Source organism: Gordonia sp. NPDC003424, from assembly GCF_053588655.1.
The window spans coordinates 133832-150238 of record NZ_JBSFQJ010000003.1 but is presented as its reverse complement, the minus strand read 5'-3'; the positions used below and the strand labels follow the sequence as shown (position 1 = coordinate 150238).

The window sequence follows — 16407 nt, the reverse complement described above, 5'->3', positions numbered from 1 at the left end:
CGCATCCGGCTTCGGCCGGCGCTTGCTGCCCCGGTCGGCGCTCGCCGCCTCAGTCGGCTCTGGTCAGGATGGCCACCGGCCCCTGGGCGCGCAGCGCCGCCATCGTCGGCGTTCCGTCGTGCACCGCTCCGGTCTGCACGTCACGCCATGGCCCCGGGTCGGGAAGACGCACCGTGGTGTGAGCCTGGCCGGCCGCACTCAGGCTGTGGGTGAAACGTGCCGTCACGACAATCACTTTCGCGCCCTCGTCGGCGGTGCCCCGGCTGAAGGCGATGACATGATCGGCGGATTGGCCGTCGACCGGTAACGGCACGTAGGTACCGCCCGCCCCGAACGCCGCGGCGTGTGTGGCCCGGGCGGCGAGGGCGGCACGGATCAGCGTCCGCTTGGGATGGTCGGCGGGCTGTGCGTAGTCGACGGGCCGCCGGTTGTCGGGGTCGACCAGCGAGTCGTCCCACCACTGCGTGCCCTGGTAGATATCCGCGAACCCGGGGCCGAGGAGTCCTATCGCCTTGTGCGCCAACACCTCTGCATGCCACGAATCGCCCACCTCGGCGACCAGTCCGCCGAGCGCGTCCGCCGCCGCGCCGTCGGTGATCGCGTCGAGCCAGGCGTCGAGCGCGTCCTCGAACTCCTCGTCGACGGCGGTCCAGGTGGTGCGCAGTCCCGACTCCCGCGCCGCTTTGCGGGCATAGTCCTTGATGCGTCGGCGGAAGACGTCGTCGACGTTGCCGTCGACCGGCCACGCACCGAAGATGTTCTGCAACAGGAAGTATCCGGTCTCGTCGTCGGGCGGCGGGCAGCTCGACCAGATGCGCCGAACCAGCATCGACCATCGTTCGGGGACCTGGGTCAGCAACAGGATTCGGGTGCGGACGTCCTCGCCGCGTTTGGTGTCGTGGGTCGAGGCCGCGGTCATCGCGCGCGGCCAGTCGCGTGCCCGCCGGATGTTGGCCTCGTGGAAGACGCGCCGTGAGATCGAGGGGTTGGCCGGGTCGCCGCCCACCTCCTGCGCGCTGACCAGGCGGGCGGTCCGGTAGAAGAGGCTGTCCTCGACGCTCTTGGCGGTGACCGCACCGCAGGTCTGGGCCAGCCGCGACGACGCGGCGCCGGGGGTCGCGGTGGCACGCACGATCAGCGACAACGCCGGGGTGAGTCGAGGCTTGCGGTCGGCGATCTCGAGTGCCTTGTCCACCAACCGGTTTCGCAGCGACGGGTAATCTGCGCGGTAGACGCCGAGATCGGCGATCAGTTCCGCGGTGGCCGTCGCGAGTCGACCCTCGTCGGCCGACGGATCCGAGTGGGTGATCGCCCGGATCAGCCGTCGGTGCTCGGTCGGGAACGACTCGCGCAGGGTGGTGAGTTTGCGCTCGCGTTCGGCCCCGTGCAGCCAGTCGGCGTCGCCGTCCTTCCCGGTGATCCGCTCGTAGGTCTCTCCGAGCTCGATCACGCCCGACGGCGCCGCGAACACCGCGTCGATGATGCGGAGCTGCTCGTACCCGGTGGTGCCCTGCACCGGCAGCGACGGATCGAGATCTTCGTCGGGCGCGACGATCTTCTCGATGAAGAGCAGCCGGTCTTCACCGAGATCGGTGCGCAGGCGCCGCAGGTAGGTCATCGGGTCGGCCAGGCCGTCCGGGTGATCGACGCGGACACCGTCGATCAGGTTCTCCGCCATGAGGTCTCGTAACCATTCGTGGGTGGCGTGGTAGACGTCGTCGTCCTCCTGCCGCAGCCCGGCGAGTTCGTTGACGGTGAAGAACCGCCGATATCCGATCAGCCCGCTGTTCCACGGGACGAGCCGGTAATGCTGACGCGCGTGCACCTCGACCGGCGTGCCGTTCGACGACGATCCCGGCGCCGTGGGGAACACGTGATCGTAGTAGCGCAGGTGCCCGTCCTCGACGACCAGCGGGGACAGGTCGCCGTCCTCGGCGAGCACGGGCAGGGCGATCTTGCCGTCGGCACCGTTGTCGGTGGCGAAGTCGACGTCGAACCACGTCGCGTATTCCGAGCCGCTGCCATAGCGCAGGAGGTCGGCGAACCACGGGTTCTGTCGTGCGTCGGCGACACCGGTGTGGTTGGGCACGATGTCGATGATCAGGCCCAGGCCGAGCCGGGTGGCGGCCCGCCGCAGCGACCGCAGTCCGTCGAGTCCGCCGAGCACGTCGGAGACCCGTGGCGGCGGCACCCAGTCGTAGCCGTGGGTGGAACCGGCGACGGCGGCGCCGATCGGGGAGAGATACAGGTGACTGATGCCGAGGTCGGCGAGTTCCGGCAGAATGCGCTCGGCGTCGGCGAATCCGAAATCCTCGGTGAGTTGAATTCGGTAGGTGGCCAAGAGTTCTGGGCGCCCGGTCACGACAGTGGATCCCCGATCATCCGGTCTTGCGCAACACCAGCATCGACCGCGGACCCACCGTCACCGATTCCCCACGCGATGCGGTGACCGCGGTCTCACCGGTCGGGTGAGAGGTGTCGAGCACGCCCACCCAGGACCAGGCGACGACGGTCGGCAGGGTGAAGTCGAGACCTTCGTGCCAGGCGTTGAAGCAGATGTAGAAGCTTGCGTCGACGACCTTTTCGCCGCGCTCGTCCTTCTCGCCGATGCCGTCGCCGTTGAGGAACACCGCGAGGCTCTTGCCGAAGCCGCTGTCCCAGTCGGCGGCCGTCATCTCCTCGCCGGACGGGGTCAGCCACACGATGTCGAGCGCCTGGTCGCCCCACCGAATCGGCTTGCCGGCGAAGAACCGTCGGCGCCGGAACACCGGATGGCGGGTGCGCAGGGCGATCACCTTGCGGGTGAACTCCATCAGGTCCGCGTTCTTGCGCGCCAGCGACCAGTCCATCCACGCGAGTTCGGAGTCCTGGCAGTAGACGTTGTTGTTGCCCTGCTGGGTGCGGCCCATCTCGTCGCCGTGCGCCAGCATCGGCGTGCCCTGCGACAGGAACAGTGTCGCGAGGACGTTGCGCTGTTGGCGGGCACGGAGTTCCAGGACCTCCGGATCGTCCGTCGGGCCTTCCACGCCGCAGTTCCAGGACCGGTTGTGACTTTCGCCGTCCCGATTGTCCTCGCCGTTGGCCATGTTGTGTTTCTCGTTGTAGGACACCAGGTCCCGCAACGTGAAGCCGTCATGGGCGATCACGAAGTTGATGCTGGCGAGGGGTCGGCGCCCGGTCGCCTCGTACAGATCCGACGACCCGGTCAGCCGAGATGCGAACTCGCCGAGGGTCGACGGCTCACCGCGCCAGTAGTCGCGGACCGTGTCGCGGTACTTGCCGTTCCACTCGGTCCACAGCGGCGGGAAGTTGCCGACCTGGTAGCCGCCCTCGCCGACGTCCCATGGTTCGGCGATGAGCTTGACCTGGCTCACGACCGGATCCTGTTGCACCAGATCGAAGAACGCGGACAGGCGGTCCACGTCGTGCAGTTCGCGGGCCAGTGTCGAGGCGAGGTCGAAGCGGAAGCCGTCGACATGCATCTCGAGGACCCAGTAGCGCAGCGAATCCATGATCAGCTGCAGTGTGTGCGGGTGGCGCCCGTTGAGGCTGTTGCCGGTTCCCGTGTAGTCCATGTACATCTCGGGGTTGCCGTCGACCAGCCGATAGTAGGCGGCGTTGTCTATGCCGCGGAAACACACTGTGGGACCGAGATGGTTGCCTTCCGCGGTGTGGTTGTACACCACGTCGAGGATGACCTCGATGCCCTCGCGGTGGAATGCCCGCACCATCGCCTTGAACTCGGTGACCGCGCTGGCCGGCTGATCCGGCTTGGACGCATACTCGAGGTGGGGGGCGAGGAAGCCGAATGTGTTGTAGCCCCAGTAGTTTCGCAGGCCTTTGTCGCGCAGCACGAAATCCTGCATGAACTGATGGACCGGCATCAGTTCGATCGCGGTGACGCCCAACGACTTCAGATGCTCGATGATGACCGGGTGGCACAATCCGGCATAGGTGCCCCGAAGGTGTTCTGGCACATCGGGATGCGTCTTCGTCATGCCCTTGACGTGGGCTTCGTAGATGACCGTCTGGTGGTAGGGGCGATTCGGGGAGCGATCGTTCTGCCAGTCGAAGTAGGGATTGATGACCACCGACAGCATCGTGTGGCCGAGCGAATCCAGTTGTGGCATACCGTCGTTGGGGACGTTGACCCGTCGCAGCTCGGTGCCGGGCTCGATGTGTGTCTTGGCCTCGGGGGCGGCCGGGGTGGCCACCGAGTCGACGGCGGGGTCCATCGCGTCCGAAGCGGTGGCATCGGTGGGCAGGGCGTCGGCCGGCGGGGTGGCCGTCGTCGTCAGTCCGACCTTCGGCTCGGCCGAGGCGGGCTTGGTCGTGCTGGTTCTCGGCGACTGCCGCTTGGCCGGTGTGTCCACCACTTCGGTGCCGGCGGCCTCGGCCGCCTCGGCGGTCTCCGCTGCCGCGGTCTCCTCCTGCGCCGCGGCCTCCTCCACCGCCACGGTCTCTTCGGGTGCCTCGGACTCGTCGCCGTCGTCGTCGGGCGTGGCCAGCGGATACGAGAACAACGACGCATCGCCGTCGAAATCCCCGTGGAACGCCTTGCCGTACGGGTCGAGCAGCAGCTTGCTGGGGTCGCAGCGCAGGCCGCGCGACGGGTCGAACGGGCCGTGCACCCGGAAGCCGTAGAACTGGCCCGGACCCACGTTGGGCAGATAGCAATGCCAGCAGTAGCCGTCGACCTCGTCGAGCCGAATCCGGCGCTCGGTTCCCGCGCCGTCGATCAGGCAGAGATCGACTGCGGTGGCGACCTCGGAGAACAACGAAAAGTTGGTCCCCACACCGTCATACGTTGCGCCCAGCGGGAACGGCGTGCCCGGCCACACGATGAACGGCGAGGGCTCGGGCATCGATGTGAGCTCGATCGGCGCCGGATCGACGGGGGCCACCGCCCGCTTGGCGGCGGGTTTGGTTCCGGGTTTGGTTCCGGAATCGGCAGCCGGTGACTCGGTCATCTCGGCGTTCGTCGAATCCATGTCACGACAGTAGCCGCGAACCAGGCCGGGTACATCTCGAAGAGGCCTTCTGTGACGACGTGGGCACGCTCACCCGGCCGGTGGCCCGGTCCACGGCAGTGCCAGTGCCAGCTGTCGTCCTAATTCGTCGGTCAGACTGCGTACATAGGTGGCGCTGAGGTGGTGCAGGTCCTTGTAGACGATGATGTTGCCGACGATGCCCGGGCACACGGTCTCGGTGCAGATACCGGCCGACATGTCCAGCGGATGGAAGTCGGGCTTGCCCTTGGCGTAATCGGCGGTCGGGTCGGTCGGGGAGAGCACCAGGGCGCGCGGCGATCCGCAGTCGTCGGCGGACCCGCCGTCGGCCAGACACGCCGGGGTGTCGATCAGGCCCTGCCGGTTGTGCGGCCACGGGGTGTCGCGCATGCCGAGGACGGGGATGCCGGCCTCCAGGAACTCGTCGAAGATCGGCGAGTAGGTCGGTGGCATCCAGTCGCCGGGCTCGTAGTCGCGAGGCCGGGTGGAGTTGGTGAACACCGCGTCCGGCTTGTCGGCGATGACCTTCTGCATCACGCGCATCACCCAGTCGTGGCATTGCGGGTAGGGCACGCCCTGCTGCTTGGGCACCAGCTCGGTGGACATCGGACAACCCATCTTGAGATAGGTGGTCACCTTGAAGTGGTTGCGCAGGCCGAGGATGTTGAGGGCGGTGACCCAGAACTCGGCGTGCGACCCGCCGATCAACGCGATCGTCTTGGTGGCGTTCTTGTCGCCGTAGACGCCGACGTGGATCTCGGGGTCCTCGAAGCTGCTCATATAGCCGTCGGTGGAGGTCTCCGGGAAGTCCTTGACCACCTCGAGGGGGGACGGCTGCGGGTCGAGAGCGGGGACCGGGTAGCCGTTGAGCAGTGCGCGTGCGCCGGGGTAGAGCCGCGGGTCGAGGTTCTTGGTGTCGACCACGATGTTGCTGACGTGGCGGTCCCACATCTTGATGCCGACACCCGTGATCAGTGTCCCGACCACGAGGATCGACGTCACCACGGACGCATAGCCGAGCCAGCGCGCGCGTCCGTCGCGCGTGCCGTGCGGCAGCGTCGCCCGGCCGCCGCGCAGCGGGTCCTCGATGTAGCGCTTCGTCAGCCACGCCAGCGCCAGCGACAGCGCGATCAGCCCGCACCCTTCGAGGATCGAGGCATGGTTCTTGTCGCGCCACGTCAGGTAGAAGATCAGCAGCGGCCAGTGCCACAGGTAGAGCGAGTAGGCGATCGTGCCGAGCCACACCGGTGCCGTCGACGCGAGCATTCGGTTGACCGCGGGCAGCCCCTGGGATTCGTTGGTGCCGTGCCGGGGCCGATGTTGCAGCGCGGTGGCACCCGCCCAGATGATGATCAGGGTGGACCCGACCGGGACGAGTGCCTTGGGCCCCGGGTATGACTCCACACCGTTGATCCACCACCCGCAGGTGATGATCAGGCCGAGTGCGATCACGGCGAGGCTGTTGCGAATCCAGTGGGGTACGCGCCAGCGCGGCATCCAGATGGCGAGCAGACCACCGGCCAGCGGCTCCCACAGCCGCGAGAAGGTGTCGTAGTAGTTGAACTCCTGGTTGACCGCCATCCGCATGTGCGCCCAATAGAACGACATCGCGGCCAGGCCCAGCACCACCGTCGCGACGAGCACCCGCACCGTGCGTGGTTCGGCGACGGCCGGGACGAAGCGGGCGAGGAGTTTGATGAGGCCCGTGCCGAACATCGCGAGCAGCAGCAGACCCAGGAAGAACTGGCCCTGCACCGACATCGACCAGATGTGCTGCAGCGGCGAGTTCGCCGAACTCGCCGCCAGGTAGTCCTGGGAATTGAAGGCCAGATGCCAGTTCTGGTAGTAGAGGGCGCTCGCCTGCAGGTCCTTGCCGATGTTCGCCCAGCGGGTCTGCGGCATCACGATCACGGTCAGCACCGCAACCGCGAGCAGCACCGTGAACAGGGCCGGCAGGAGTCGGCGCAGCAATCGCTTCAGCCGCGGCCACGGGTTGACGGCGTCACCGAACAGCACGTGCGGCGTCTGACTGTGCGTCGCGTGCCGCAGCAGCGAACCGATGAAGAAGTAGCCGGACAGCGCGAGGAAGACGTCGACGCCACCCGAGACCCGGCCGAACCAGATGTGGAAGCAGGCGACCAGCGTGATCGCGATGCCCCGCAGTCCGTCGAGGTCGGTGCGGTACGCCGGGACGGTGCTCGACGAGGCCGACGACGCGGCGGGTGCGGTCTGGGTGGTGGGTGCTGCCACGGGTTCGGTGGTGTCTTCCTGTCTGCGGAGATTCGGTCTGCGGAACTCGTCCTGGGACGTCGTCGTTCGGGAAGCAATCTACAGGCCGAACCTGTGAAACGACGATTCCGGCGGGGGCGACACACCGCCCCTGACCTTTACTTTTCTTTACTTTCCGCGCTCGCGAGTGCCCGCATACGGGCCCCGTCGAGGATGACCGAGAGCCCGTCGGTGAACTCTCCGGTGAAATCCCGATCCGACGGACCGGTGACCGACAGCCGTTCCATCTGCGCCCGTGTCTGCTCCTCGATGGTGAGGCCGACGACGAGCTGACAGATCGCGGTGGCGACCGCGCGCGCGTCCCGGTCGGACAGGCCACCACGCCGGGCGGTGGCCGCCAGGTCGTCGGCGATGGTCTTCGCCGACAGCCCGCTGGCCCAGCTCGACGACACGACCTCCGCGCTGTCGGGCACGCCGAGCAACGCCGCGCGCATGCCGGTGGCCAGGAAGGCCAGTTGTGCGTCCCAGCGCAGGGATTCGGGTGCGGCCGTGATCTCGCCGAGGATGTCGTCCGACAGTGCGGCCAGCAGGGTCTGTTTGTTCGGGAAATGCCAGTACAGGGCATTCGGGCGCACGCCGAGATCGGCGGCCAGGCGCCGCATCGACAGATCCGCGAGGCTGTGCTCGGTGAGGATGTCGCGGGCCGCGGCCAGCACGTCGGCTCGGCTGTTGCTCACGAGGTCAGGGTAGACAGCCACCCCGAGTGGCACACGTCACGGTCCTGTACACCGTCCAGGATTGGCCTGTACAGTGTTCAGGACGTGACACCCGCTCCCGACTCTCGAAGGACAGCCCCATCGTGGACGAGGACACCATCCGCCGGATCGATGCCGAGCACATCTGGCATCCGTACGGCGCGTTTCCCGCCACCATGAGCCCGCTCGTGGTGCGCGGCGCGCAGGGGGTGCGCCTCGAACTCGCCGACGGACGTCGGGTGGTCGACGGCATGAGTTCCTGGTGGGCCGCCATCCACGGCTATCGGCACCCGGTGCTCGACGCCGCGCTCACCGAGCAGGCGGGCGCCATGTCGCACGTGATGTTCGGCGGGCTGACCCACGAACCGGCCGCCCGGCTGGCGGAACTGCTCGTCGAGATCACCCCGGAGCCGTTGCGCACCGTGTTCTTCTGCGACTCCGGGTCGGTGTCGGTGGAGGTCGCGGTGAAGATGGCGCTGCAGTACTGGCGCAGTCGCGGCGAGCCGGAGCGGACCCGCCTGCTGACCTGGCGCGGTGGCTATCACGGCGACACCTTCACGCCGATGAGCGTGTGCGATCCCGACGGCGGCATGCACTCGATGTGGACCGACGTGCTCACCGAGCAGGTGTTCGTGCCCGCTCCGCCGGCCGAATTCCGCGACGACTACGTGGCGACGGTGGAGGCGGAGGTTCGCGAGCACCGGGATCGTCTTGCCGCGGTCATCGTCGAACCCGTCGTCCAGGGTGCGGGCGGGATGGCATTCCACGACCCGCGGTACCTCACCGAGCTGCGCCGCATCTGCGACGACGACGGCGTGCTGCTGATCTTCGACGAGATCGCCACCGGCTTCGGCCGCACCGGCGAGCTGTTCGCGGCCGACCACGTCGGCGTCTCCCCGGACATCATGTGTATCGGCAAGGCGCTGACCGGCGGCTACCTGACGCTCGCCGCGACCCTGTGCACCGATGAGATCGCCCAGGTGATCAGCCGCGGCGAGGCCGGGGGACTGGCGCACGGTCCGACGTTCATGGCCAATCCGCTCGCGTGCGCGGTCGCCGTCGCCTCCACCGAACTCCTCCTGGCATCGCCGTGGCGCGAGCGGGTGCCGGCCATCGAGCAGCAGTTGCGTTCGGGCCTGTCCGACATGGCCGATCTGCCGGGGGTGGCCGACGTGCGGGTCCGCGGCGCGATCGGCGTGGTGCAACTCGACCGCCCGGTCGACGTGGCCGTTGCCACCGAGGCCGCGGTCGCCGCCGGTGTGTGGCTGCGCCCGTTCCGGGACCTCATCTATGTGATGCCGCCGCTGGTGTGTACCGACGACGACATCGCGACAATTGTCGGTGGTGTGCGGGCGGCGGTCGACGCCTGCCTGTCCGCCGACCTGATGGCGGGAGTCACCCCATGACCCTTGTTCACCCCGACGCATCCGACGTGGGCGTCGACGAGGCGCTGTCCTGGCTCGCCGACGACGCCGTGCTGCGCGCCGAGGCCGGACTCCATCGAGACCCGGTTGTCCGGCAATCGGATTCGACGATGATCAACCTGGCGTCCAACGACTACCTCGGACTCTCGACCCATCCCGCGGTGATCGCCGGGGCGCACGCCGCCCTCGACGCCTGGGGTGCCGGGTCGACGGCGTCGCGCCTGGTGGTGGGGACCACGGCGCTGCACATCGACTTCGAGAACGAGATCGCCGAGTTCCTGGGTTTCCCGGCGGCACTGGCGTTCTCGTCCGGATATCTCGCCAACGTCGGCGCGATCACCGCACTCGTCGGACGCGGCGACCTGATCGTCAGCGACACCGGCACGCATGCCTCGCTGATCGACGGTTGCCGATTGTCGCGGGCGCGGGTGGTGGTCGTCGAGCGTGGTGACCATGCGGCCGTGCGGGCGGCGCTCGCCGAGCGCACCGAAGATCGGGCGCTCGTCGTCACCGACTCGGTCTACAGCATCGACGGTGAACCCGCCCCGATCGCGGAGCTGTATGCGGCGGCAACCGAGCACGGTGCGGCGATGCTCGTCGACGAGGCGCACGCGCTGGGTGTGCGCGGACCAGGCGGGCGCGGACTGGTCGCCGAACTCGGCCTGTCCGGTGCGCCGGATCTCGCGGTGACCACGGTCATGTCCAAATCGCTCGGCGCGCAAGGCGGTGTCGTGCTGGGTTCGGACCTCCTGCGCTCGCATCTGATCGACCGTGCGCGCACCTTCATCTTCGACACCGGACTCAACCCGGCCGCCGTCGGCGCCGCGCGGGCCGCGCTGGGCCTGCTGCGCGACGACCCGTCGATGCCGGATCGACTGCGCACCAATGCATCTCATCTCGCCGCGGCGTGCGGGGCGGCTGACCCGGCGGCCGCGGTGATCTCCCTCGTGGTCGGCGAGCCGCAACCCGCCGTGGCCGCCGCGGCCGCGTGCCGGGACCGCGGTGTCCTCGTCGGGTGCTTCCGGCCGCCGTCGGTGCCGGCCGGTACGTCGCGGCTGCGACTGACGGTGCGCGCCGACCTGGACACCGGGACCCTCGATCACGTGGCCGGTGTGGTCGGCGACGCGCTGTCCCAGGTCGGGTTGCGATGAGCGCCCGCGTGTTGTCCGTCACCGGCACGTCCACCGATGTCGGCAAGACGATCGTCACCGCCGCCCTCGTGGCCGCGGCCGCGGATGCGGAACTCTCGGTGGCCGTGTGCAAACAGGCACAGACGGGAGTCGGCCCCGGCGAACCGGGCGATCTCGCCGTGGTCGACGCACTGGCCGGCCCGGTGACCACTGCCGAATGCGTGCGCTACCCCGAACCTCTCGCGCCCGACACCGCCGCCCGGCGCGCCGGTATGGCGCAACTGGACCTCAGTGTCGCGGTGGACACGGTGCTCGGCCTGGCCGCCACGCACGACGTCGTGCTGGTCGAGGGCGCCGGGGGAGTGCTGGTCCGTCTCGCCGATGACCTCACCCTGCTCGACGTGGCCTCGAAGGTCGGCTCGGATGTCGTCGTGGTGGTGCCCGCCGGCCTCGGAGCGCTCAACCACGCGGAACTGACCGTCGACGCCATCCGGGCGCGGGGTCTGCACCCGGCCGGGCTGATCATCGGATCCTGGCCGGAGGAACCGGATCTCGCGATGACCTGCAACCGCACCGACCTGCCGCGGGTCACCGGCGTCCCGATCGTCGGCGTCGTCCCCGCCGGTGCGGGCGCGCTCGACCCCGCCGACTTCCGCCGCGCCGCGCCCGGGTGGTTCGACCCCACCTGGCTCAGAGAAACCCTCGTTTCACCCACCACCAGTCAGCCCACAGAAGGAGCGCCCTCGTGACCCAGGCCCCCGTCACCACCGACATCCTCGACATCGCCCGCACCCAGGTGCTCGAACGCGGTGAACCACTCGACCGCGAGCAGGTCCTCGAGGTGCTCCGCCTGCCCGACGACCGTCTCACCGAACTCCTGCAGGTGGCACACGACGTCCGCATGCGCTGGTGCGGTCCGGAGGTCGAGGTCGAGGGCATCATCTCGCTGAAGACCGGCGGGTGCCCGGAGGACTGCCACTTCTGTTCGCAGTCCGGCCTTTTCGCCTCCCCGGTGCGCAGCGCGTGGATCGACATCCCGTCGCTGGTGGAAGCCGCCAAGCAGACCGCCAAGACCGGCGCCACCGAGTTCTGCATCGTCGCGGCCGTCCGCGGTCCCGACAAGCGGCTGCTGAGCCAGGTCGCCGCCGGCATCGAGGCCATCCGCAACGAGGTCGACATCCAGATCGCCTGCAGCCTCGGCATGCTGACCCAGGAGCAGGTCGATGCGCTCCGCGACATGGGCGTGCATCGCTACAACCACAACCTGGAGACGGCGCGCAGCCACTTCCCGAACGTCGTGACCACCCACACCTGGGAGGAGCGCTGGGACACCCTGCGCATGGTGCGCGAGGCGGGCATGGAGGTCTGCTGTGGCGGCATCCTCGGCATGGGCGAAACCCTCGAGCAGCGAGCCGAATTCGCTGCCGAGCTGGCCACGCTCGAGCCCGACGAGGTGCCGCTGAACTTCCTCAACCCCCGCCCGGGCACCCCGTTCGGCGACCTCGACGTGCTGCCGGCGTCGGAGGCGCTGAAGTCCGTCGCCGCGTTCCGGCTCGCCCTGCCGCGCACCATCCTGCGGTTCGCCGGCGGACGCGAGATCACCCTCGGCGACCTCGGCGCCAAGCAGGGCATCCTCGGCGGCATCAACGCCGTCATCGTCGGCAACTACCTGACCACGCTCGGGCGTCCGGCGGAGGACGATCTCGACCTGCTCGCGGATCTGTCGATGCCCATCAAGGCACTCAACGACAGCATCTAGTTACGCTGCGATGGTGATGGTGTCGATGACCACGTCAGATCGCGGGACCGAGATCCCCGGCCCGCTGACCCAGCCGTGTCGCTACGGCGTGTACACCGGGGTCGAACTCGAGTTGCAGGCCGCCGACGCGGTCCCGACCGCCGCACGGATGGGTCTCGAACCGCCCCGGTTCTGCGGCCAGTGCGGGCGCCGGATGGTGGTTCAGGTGCGTCCCGACGGCTGGAGCGCCCGCTGCTCCCGACACGGCACGGTCGACTCGACCGAGCTGGGCGAGCGGTGAGGGCTCCGACCACAGGTCGTCTCGCCGAGGTCGTGGTGGCGGTGTTGCTGCTCGGCATCATCTCCGGCGTGATCTGGGCGTTCGTCACGCCCGCGATGAGCGGCCGGGTGGTGGGGGTCGACGAGGCGATCATCCCCGCCGCGCAGTTCCCCGAGGAGTTCGCCGGCGTCGCCGTGTTCGCGGTCATCATGTTCGCGTTCGGGGTCCTCGCGGCCCTCGTCGGATGGGTCCGGGGCCGGGAATGGCGCGGGCCGTGGGGTTTTCTCGCGATCGCGGTCGCGGCCTTCGTCGGGTCGATCCTCGCCATGCTCGTCGGGACGCAGGTGGCGCAGTGGCGCTTCGGTGATCCGCACTCGATGCCCGTCGGCAGCGGTTTCCGGCTGGTGCCGGATCTGTGGCTCGATGGATCGGTCAGCGGATTCGGCAGCGAGATCGTGTTGTTCATCTGCGCTCCGCTGGTGTTGTCGCTGGTCTACCTGACCTGTGCGCTGTCTTCCCGGCACGCCGACCTCGGGGTGGGTGACCTGTCCGCGACACCGGACCCGGCATTGTTGCCGGCGGCCTGAGCGGGGCGCGGGCATGATCGAACTGAAGTCGCGTGACGAGGTCGCCAAGATGCGGGTCACCGGGCGATTCATCGCCGAACTCCTCGACGACCTGACCGAACGTGCGCGGCCGGGAGTGAATCTGCTCGACCTGGAACTGCGGGCGCGAGAACTGATCGAGGCGCGCGGCGCGCAGTCGTGTTACTGGGACTACGCGCCGTCGTTTGGCCGGGGTCCGTTCCGTAACGTCATCTGTCTGTCGGTCAACGATGCTGTCCTGCATGGACTTCCGCACGACCACGTGCTGGCCGACGGTGACGTGCTGAGTATGGACATCGCCGTGTCGATCGACGGCTGGGTGGCCGACTCGGCGCGCACGGTGATCGCCGGCACCCCGCGATTCGAGGACCAGCTGCTGGTGGAGACGACGCGGCGAGCGCTGGCGGCGGGGATCGACGCCGCCCGGCCCGGCAACCGTCTCGGCGACATCTCCGCGGCCATCGGCGCGGTCTGTGTGTCCGATGGCTACCGCGTCAACACCGACTTCGGCGGTCACGGACTCGGCCGCACGATGCACGAGGATCCGCATGTGCCGAACTCGGGGCGCGCCGGTCACGGCATGCGGTTGCGGCCCGGCCTCACCCTCGCCCTCGAACCGTGGCTGGCGATGCACACCGCCCGCATCGTCTACGACCCCGACGGCTGGACGATCCGGTCGGCCGACGGTTCACGCACCGCGCACAGCGAACACACGATCGCCATCACCGACGATGCGGCCGAGGTACTCACGCTGCCGTGAACGGCGGCACCCTGCCCGATCACATCGGCGGCCGCAGCGTCGCGAACTCGTCGGTGACCCGGAGCTCGGACTCGGCGAACGCGTACAAGGCGGGAGGACGGCCACCGGACTTGCCGGTCTTGCCGACGGTACCGGTCGCCACGACCACCGCGCGACGGCTCAGAATGCGCAGGAGATTGGTCGTATCCACCGGGTATCCCAAAGCGGCGCAATAGATTTCCGACAGCGCCGACATCGGGAAGCGGGCGGGCGCCAACGCGAACGCGATGTTGGTGTACGAGAGTTTCGCCGCGAGCCGGCGACGCGCCTTGGCGACGATGTCGCCGTGGTCGAACGCGAGCTGCGGCAGGGCATCGACCGGATGCCACGCCGCAGTGTCGGGCAACGCTTGGGTCGCGTCGCTGCGCACCAGGCCGAGATAGGTCGACGCGATGGTCCGGATGTCGGGCACCCGATCGGGCGCGGAGAACACCGACAGCTGTTCGAGGTGTGCCAGCTTGTCGACGTCGAGCTTGTCGGCCAACAGCCGCCGGCCGCTCGCCTCGAGGGTCTCGTCGGGTGCGACGGCGCCACCGGGCAGCCGCCACCGGTCGTCGCCGCCGTCCAGGAGCACGCAGAGCGCGGGCGTGGCGTCGGCTTCGGGCTCGCGGACCTGGAAGACCGCGGTCAGGACTTCGACGCGCACGTCGGAGCGCGCCCCGTCGGGTGCCGATGCATCGGAGCCGGCAGGCGGGGGCGTGGACATGGCGTTGATTCTATGGGTGGTCGGCAGTATCAGAACGGTGGCGGGTTCTGCGCGTTCCATTCCGCTTCGCGGCGCTGGTCCGCTCGCTTCGCCGTTGCGGCCCGGCGTGCTCGGATGTCGTCGATGCGGGCTCGGGAGAGGCTGTCGGGGTCTGCGGGTGGTGGTCGCAGGCTGGTGAACAGGTCGCGGCCGGTGTAGGCGTTGCCGAGGTACATGTGGCCGGTCGGGGATTGGAAGAACACCGTGCCGAGTTCGTCCTGGTAGTCCCGCCACCCGGTGGCGAAGGTCTTGATACGGTGATGAAATCTACACAGCGGCTTGATGTTTCGTCTCGTGGTTCGCCCACCCCGTTTGCCGTGCGGCACGGTGTGATCGAGGTCGGCGCGCCACGCCGGGCTGGTGCATCCGGGGAAGCTGCAGCACAGCTCGCCACAGCGGATCAACTCGGCGAGCTTTCGGCTGGGGGTGTGGTTCACCGCTGAGCGGGCGGAGCCGGCGTGATCGGTGTGGACGTAGGAGCGTCGGGCCTCGGCCATCAGGGTGCGTGCGGTGTCGGCGTCGATGACGCCCTGCCCGTCGAGGTAGGCGGGATCGTCGTCGAGGCCGAGCAGGGTCGAGAGGTTGACCACGATGTGGAACGTCGGGCGTGGGCGTGACTCGGTCGCCGGGGCGGGGGCCGGGGCCGGGTCGGCGTCGACAGGCTCGGCAGCGGGAGCATCGGCGGTTGGCTCGGCCTCGCCGTCAGCGCTGGTCGTCTCGCGCGGCACCTCCACCTCGTCAGCGTGGTCCCCGTTTGCATGGTCCTCGTCTGTGTGGTCCTCGTGGGCGTTGTCCTCGTCCACTCGACGGCACTCCGCGCACCCACAACTGAGCGCCTGCCGCCCCTCGGCCAGTGCGACCATCGCGTCCAGACGGCGTTGCTCTTTGGTTCGCCCGTCACCGGGGTGCACGTCGACGGCCATCGCGTCGAGTCGTGCGTTGACCGCCGCTGCCTGCTCGGCCGGCAGGGTCGCCGACATCCTGGACTGCCCGGGAGTGTGCCGATCGGAGCGAATGGTGATCGCGCGGTCCTTGTCGACGATCTCGCGCCGCTTGCGCGTGGCGTCTGAGTCCACCCCGGCGATGGCCTTGTCGACCATCGTCTTGAACCGCTGCATCGACATCGGCTCACGCTCCTCGATCTCATCCGCGAGGAGCAGGTCGAGCAGTGGCATCTGTTCCGGATCGACGAGCTCCGTCCGCTTCACGATCATCAGGAACCGTGCCAGGTCGATCCGGCCACGCGCCAGCATTCCGCCGACCTGTGGCAGCTGGTTGCGCATGACCCCGCCGGAGATCACCAGTTCGCGGGCCCGGGCCGGCGGAACGGTCAGCGCCGCACCGATTTCCGCGATCGCCGCTTCGAGGCCGTTGGGTCCGTACCTGCCGCGGGGATCGTCACAGGCCCGGCCGCGCAGCGCGGTTTCGCGAAGGGGCGCCGGATCGGACTCAGCGGTGCCGGCATCGGCCGCGATCGCCGCGACATAGTCCTCCTCGCGCTCGTCGTGAATCAGACTGGCGGCCTGCAGCATTCGATAGTCCGCTGACGCCGACACCGCCACGCAGTGGTGGATGATCTCGACCAATTCGACGGCGGTGTGTTTCTCGTCGTCGCGGAGTTGGTCGAGGAGTGTGCTGGATCTCTCTGGCATGAATCGAACATACCTTCGACCACCGACAGGATCGGGCGCCT

General features: G+C 68.7%; 13 protein-coding genes. 7 read left to right on the top strand and 6 right to left on the bottom strand.

Going from position 1 to position 16407, the window contains the following annotated elements; translation table 11 throughout:
* Positions 1 to 49: 49 nt before the first annotated feature.
* The 4 genes from treY to ACWDTI_RS05755 all read right to left on the bottom strand — a co-directional run bounded on the left by treY (position 50) and on the right by ACWDTI_RS05755 (position 7975).
* Positions 50 to 2362, bottom strand: coding sequence for a malto-oligosyltrehalose synthase (treY, locus tag ACWDTI_RS05770; RefSeq protein ID WP_449737087.1), 2313 nt, complete (start codon positions 2360 to 2362; stop codon positions 50 to 52).
* 16 nt (positions 2363 to 2378) lie between these two features.
* Positions 2379 to 4865, bottom strand: a complete 2487-nt coding sequence (glgX, locus tag ACWDTI_RS05765; protein ID WP_449737409.1) for a glycogen debranching protein GlgX — start codon at positions 4863 to 4865, stop codon at positions 2379 to 2381.
* A gap of 195 nt (positions 4866 to 5060) precedes the next feature.
* Positions 5061 to 7259: an acyltransferase family protein gene (locus tag ACWDTI_RS05760; protein WP_449737086.1), complete on the bottom strand. Its 2199-nt coding sequence runs from the start codon at positions 7257 to 7259 to the stop codon at positions 5061 to 5063.
* A gap of 137 nt (positions 7260 to 7396) precedes the next feature.
* Positions 7397 to 7975, bottom strand: a complete 579-nt coding sequence (locus ACWDTI_RS05755) for a TetR/AcrR family transcriptional regulator (protein ID WP_449737085.1) — start codon at positions 7973 to 7975, stop codon at positions 7397 to 7399.
* Positions 7976 to 8097: 122 nt separating this feature from the next.
* Between ACWDTI_RS05755 and ACWDTI_RS05750 the strand changes: the two genes are divergently transcribed.
* From ACWDTI_RS05750 to map, 7 genes are read left to right on the top strand one after another with little or no spacing between them, the layout of a single operon-like run.
* Positions 8098 to 9399 carry an adenosylmethionine--8-amino-7-oxononanoate transaminase gene (locus ACWDTI_RS05750; protein WP_449737084.1) on the top strand — a complete coding sequence of 434 codons (1302 nt, stop codon included), beginning with the start codon at positions 8098 to 8100 and terminating at the stop codon, positions 9397 to 9399.
* Complete coding sequence (locus ACWDTI_RS05745) at positions 9396 to 10568, top strand: 8-amino-7-oxononanoate synthase (protein WP_449737083.1); 1173 nt, start codon at positions 9396 to 9398, stop codon at positions 10566 to 10568. The genes ACWDTI_RS05750 and ACWDTI_RS05745 overlap by 4 nt, the downstream gene beginning before the upstream one ends.
* Positions 10565 to 11296, top strand: coding sequence for a dethiobiotin synthase (gene bioD / locus ACWDTI_RS05740; protein WP_449737082.1), 732 nt, complete (start codon positions 10565 to 10567; stop codon positions 11294 to 11296). The genes ACWDTI_RS05745 and bioD overlap by 4 nt, the downstream gene beginning before the upstream one ends.
* Complete coding sequence (bioB, locus tag ACWDTI_RS05735; protein ID WP_449737081.1) at positions 11293 to 12306, top strand: biotin synthase BioB; 1014 nt, start codon at positions 11293 to 11295, stop codon at positions 12304 to 12306. The genes bioD and bioB overlap by 4 nt, the downstream gene beginning before the upstream one ends.
* 25 nt (positions 12307 to 12331) lie before the next feature.
* A complete protein-coding gene (gene bsaP, locus ACWDTI_RS05730; RefSeq protein ID WP_449737080.1) occupies positions 12332 to 12586 on the top strand; it encodes a biotin synthase auxiliary protein BsaP in 255 nt (84 codons plus the stop codon).
* Positions 12583 to 13152 carry a DUF2567 domain-containing protein gene (locus ACWDTI_RS05725; RefSeq protein ID WP_449737079.1) on the top strand — a complete coding sequence of 190 codons (570 nt, stop codon included), beginning with the start codon at positions 12583 to 12585 and terminating at the stop codon, positions 13150 to 13152. The genes bsaP and ACWDTI_RS05725 overlap by 4 nt, the downstream gene beginning before the upstream one ends.
* Before the next feature lie 13 nt (positions 13153 to 13165).
* Complete coding sequence (gene map, locus ACWDTI_RS05720; RefSeq protein ID WP_449737078.1) at positions 13166 to 13930, top strand: type I methionyl aminopeptidase; 765 nt, start codon at positions 13166 to 13168, stop codon at positions 13928 to 13930.
* Between the two features lie 19 nt (positions 13931 to 13949).
* Here the strand turns inward: map and ACWDTI_RS05715 are convergent, their stop codons facing one another.
* Positions 13950 to 14675 (bottom strand): NUDIX hydrolase, encoded by a 726-nt coding sequence (locus ACWDTI_RS05715; RefSeq protein ID WP_449737077.1) that lies wholly within the window; start codon positions 14673 to 14675, stop codon positions 13950 to 13952.
* A gap of 29 nt (positions 14676 to 14704) precedes the next feature.
* A complete protein-coding gene (locus ACWDTI_RS05710) occupies positions 14705 to 16366 on the bottom strand; it encodes a DUF222 domain-containing protein (RefSeq protein ID WP_449737076.1) in 1662 nt (553 codons plus the stop codon).
* Positions 16367 to 16407 lie beyond the last annotated feature (41 nt).

Bases quoted from the DNA above. Each gene is read 5' to 3' on its own strand.
- ACWDTI_RS05745 (WP_449737083.1), top strand. From the start codon at position 9,396: ATGACCCTTGTTCACCCCGACGCATCCGACGTGGGCGTCGACGAGGCG.
- ACWDTI_RS05710 (WP_449737076.1), bottom strand. From the start codon at position 16,366: ATGCCAGAGAGATCCAGCACACTCCTCGACCAACTCCGCGACGACGAG.
- bsaP (WP_449737080.1), top strand. From the start codon at position 12,332: ATGACCACGTCAGATCGCGGGACCGAGATCCCCGGCCCGCTGACCCAG.
- map (WP_449737078.1), top strand. From the start codon at position 13,166: ATGATCGAACTGAAGTCGCGTGACGAGGTCGCCAAGATGCGGGTCACC.
- ACWDTI_RS05715 (WP_449737077.1), bottom strand. From the start codon at position 14,675: ATGTCCACGCCCCCGCCTGCCGGCTCCGATGCATCGGCACCCGACGGG.
- glgX (WP_449737409.1), bottom strand. From the start codon at position 4,865: ATGCCCGAGCCCTCGCCGTTCATCGTGTGGCCGGGCACGCCGTTCCCG.
- bioD (WP_449737082.1), top strand. From the start codon at position 10,565: ATGAGCGCCCGCGTGTTGTCCGTCACCGGCACGTCCACCGATGTCGGC.